The organism is Empedobacter sp. GD03739 (assembly GCF_029843245.1).
Lineage (GTDB): Bacteria > Bacteroidota > Bacteroidia > Flavobacteriales > Weeksellaceae > Empedobacter > Empedobacter falsenii_B.
On record NZ_JAOCHX010000088.1, the window covers coordinates 1 to 3,246 of the forward strand.

Annotated in this window: 3 protein-coding genes; 2 read left to right on the top strand and 1 reads right to left on the bottom strand. The window is 30.8% G+C overall.

Annotated elements, in window-relative coordinates; all coding sequences use genetic code 11:
- The first annotated feature begins 541 nt into the window (after window positions 1-541).
- Window positions 542-1,711 (top strand): IS4 family transposase, encoded by a 1,170-nt coding sequence (locus N5E64_RS15435; protein ID WP_089770023.1) that lies wholly within the window; start codon window positions 542-544, stop codon window positions 1,709-1,711.
- A gap of 147 nt (window positions 1,712-1,858) precedes the next feature.
- Window positions 1,859-2,326 (top strand): hypothetical protein, encoded by a 468-nt coding sequence (locus N5E64_RS15440; protein ID WP_280038274.1) that lies wholly within the window; start codon window positions 1,859-1,861, stop codon window positions 2,324-2,326.
- A 79-nt stretch (window positions 2,327-2,405) separates the two neighbouring features.
- Here the strand turns inward: N5E64_RS15440 and N5E64_RS15445 are convergent, their stop codons facing one another.
- On the bottom strand, window positions 2,406-2,876 hold the full coding sequence (locus tag N5E64_RS15445; protein WP_089770025.1) for a hypothetical protein: 471 nt from the start codon (window positions 2,874-2,876) through the stop codon (window positions 2,406-2,408).
- Between the last annotated feature and the right edge of the window lie 370 nt (window positions 2,877-3,246).

Here is a 3,246-nt window from a genome sequence, read left to right on the forward strand (position 1 = left end):
TGGAAATTTGGTAACGATTGCCACGTTCGATCTTCGAGGTCCGCCGCAATGGTTTTTGGAGATGAGCCAAAATTTATCTGCTCCTAAATCTGCATTTTAGCGGATTTGGGTAAGGGATTTTATGTCTAAACGTGAAAGAAAACACAATAAAACCAAGAAAAAACCACCAAAATCGCCCACAAAAAAAGAGACTCTTCTCAAAGTCGCTTGTATCTCTAAAAATCTTTTGTCGATAAACCCATAGTGTGGGAAAATACCCAGCAAAAAGCTCCCGAAGCTTCCGTTCAACAGGGTTTTCATTGTTCGTGCTTCGCACGCAACGAAAACTTAGCTATTGGCTGACGTTTTTATTCAAAGTATTTTATTTCTCTTTTCCAAACATATAATTTTTTTCCATTAATTGATTTTGTTTGTTCAATCCAATTTTTTTTGTCATCAAATACATATTCAAAATCAATAGCGTCCAAAACGATTTAATAAAGAAAGGAAGTTTTTAACTCAAAGATTATCTTTGAGGTTGACCAAAAAACCATCCTTTCTTATGACAAATGTAACATTGTTTTCTCAAATTATTAGTAAACTCGATCGTTCAAAATTTAACAAACTTGTAAAAGAAAAACAAACCGATAAGCATCAAAAGGGTTTTTCATCTTGGACGCATTTAGTTTCAATGCTATTTTGTCAATTTGCTAAGAGTCAATCTGTACGTGATATTAGTAACGGACTTCGTTCTGCTACTGGAAATTTAAATCATTTAGGAGTTGAGCGCGCTCCGTCAAAATCAACTATAAGTTATCAAAACAAGCATCGAGATTGGGAACTCTTTAAATCGTATTATTTTGAACTATTAAATTCTTTAGGACAGCAAGCCAAGTTCAAGCAAGTAAAATTTAAAATTAAGAGCAAAATATTTCTTTTAGATTCCACCACGATATCAATGTGTTTAAGTCTGTTTGATTGGGCAAAATACAAGACTGCAAAAGGCGCTGTAAAAATGCACACATTGCTTGATTATGATGGTAATCTGCCATCCTATATCAATATTACAGATGGCAAAACAGCCGACAATAAAGGAGCTTACGACGTGCCTTTAATCAAAGGCAGTGTTATTGTGGCCGACCGTTTTTATAATGATTTTTATCTGCTAAACCTTTGGGACAGCAAAAATGTTTTCTTTGTAATTAGACATAAAGAAAATCTTCAATATCTCACTATAAAAGAAAATGAATTGCCTGAAAAAACGCATCAACACATCCTAAAGGATGAAATAATTGAATTGAAAAATCAAACATCAAAAGATAAATATCCAAAGAAATTGAGACGCGTTGTGGTTTGGAATGAACAAAATCAGCAAACTATTGAACTCATCACAAACCAATTCATTTGGTCGCCAAATACCATAAGTGAACTGTATAAAAGCCGTTGGCAAGTAGAAATATTCTTTAGAGAAATAAAACAATTATTACATATAAAATCCTTTGTAGGAACAACACAAAATGCAGTAATGATACAAATATGGACAGCTTTAATAACAATACTTGTCCTTAAAGCATTAAAAGCAATGGCTCGGTATAATTGGCATTTATCAAATTTAGTGGCATTTATTAGACTCAATTTATTTGTGAAAATTGAACTCCAAAAATGGCTCGATAAACCATTTGAAGAACACTTTCAAAAGCAAGAAATTACTATACAAGGGGTTTTGTTCTGATTATTGAGTTTTTCGGTCAATAAACTCAATAGATTTAATAAATTTGTGAAACCTAAAATTTATTTAGGACAGTATTGATTTTATTTATATATTTGAAAGATATTTTTGATTATATCTTATTAAAACTAACATTAAAACAACTAAAAAATGAGAAAATTTATTTTATCCTTAGTATTTGCTTTAATTGCATTGCCATTATTTTCACAAACTGAAAAAGATGAAGTAGCTATCTTTCAAAACGCTTTTGGTATTGAAAAAAGAACGTTGATTGAAAATTATATGAAAGTTGACGAATCGAAAGCTGCTGAATTTTGGAAATTATACGAAACCTATGAAAACAGCAGAAGAGCCATTGGTTTAAAACGTATTCAAAACATTACAAAATACGCTGAAATTTACGAGAATTTTACACCAGAAAGCATCAATGCTATAATGAAAAATGCTCTTGATGTTCAAAAAGAAATGACATCTTTATGGGGTTCAACTTATAAAAAAATGTCAAAAGTTATTACACCTGTGGAAGCTGCTAAATTCATCCAAGCGGAAATGTATATTGAAAACACTATACGTCAAGCCTTATTAGAACAAGTGCCATTAATTGGAGAATTAAGATAATATTTTAAATTACACTTTATACAAATCGGAATAGCAATTAATGTTATTCCGATTTGTTTTTTTTTATAAATTTGTAACGTTAATACTTTTTATCCGAATCAATATTTTTTGATAAAATCAAATTATTGTTTTTATCATAAAGATTAGTTGTATTTGAAAATTTATAAGAATTAAATTTTTGATTTACTAACTTACCCTCTTTATCATATTCGTTTTCACAAGAATTTAAAATCGTCTGGTCTTTATAATACCATATGACTTTTAATAGTTTATTGTTGATGTCAAATTCTTTATAGTAATTAATATAGTGAACCCAATAAGTTTGATACCACCAAATATTAAATCTTCTTTTTGTATATTCTTCGCTTAAAAAACCATTATGTCCGTAATCACCTTCGGTACTGAATAGTTTTCTATTTTGTCGATTTTCATCTAAAAATAGAAGTTGTTCTCTAATGGACTTTATTTTGCCGTAAATTGTGTCTTTTGGTTGTGAATATGAAATATTTTTTAGTAACGTCAAAAAGATTATTAACAACTTTAACTTCATAATTTATTATTTTAAGTGATTGTTGTTTGCAGCACGATTTTCCAAAATGTCTGCCAACGTTTTGGGTATTGCCGAAGGCGGGGATTTTTAGCACAAATGTTCAATCGAAGGACGAAAGTTGAACTTTGCACAAATGCTCAATCGAAGCTGTTCAGCCCCGCTTTTGGCAATACCTTGTTGAACTAAACCTTCGGTAGCTTTCTCAGCGCTATATTTAGTTACTTTGTAAAACTAATTAAAAATCAGTAAAATGGCTACAAAAAAAAGAGTTTAGACGAGCTCAGAGAAAACAAAATCATCAATCAGGCAAAGCGCGAAGTTCCGGGATTTTGCGGAGCTTTTGCAAAGGTTTGAACGTACGGTTTCTGTG

Coding starts and splice junctions, on each gene's coding strand:
- N5E64_RS15435 (WP_089770023.1), top strand. CDS start 542: ATGACAAATGTAACATTGTTTTCTCAAATTATTAGTAAACTCGATCGT.
- N5E64_RS15440 (WP_280038274.1), top strand. CDS start 1,859: ATGAGAAAATTTATTTTATCCTTAGTATTTGCTTTAATTGCATTGCCA.
- N5E64_RS15445 (WP_089770025.1), bottom strand. CDS start 2,876: ATGAAGTTAAAGTTGTTAATAATCTTTTTGACGTTACTAAAAAATATT.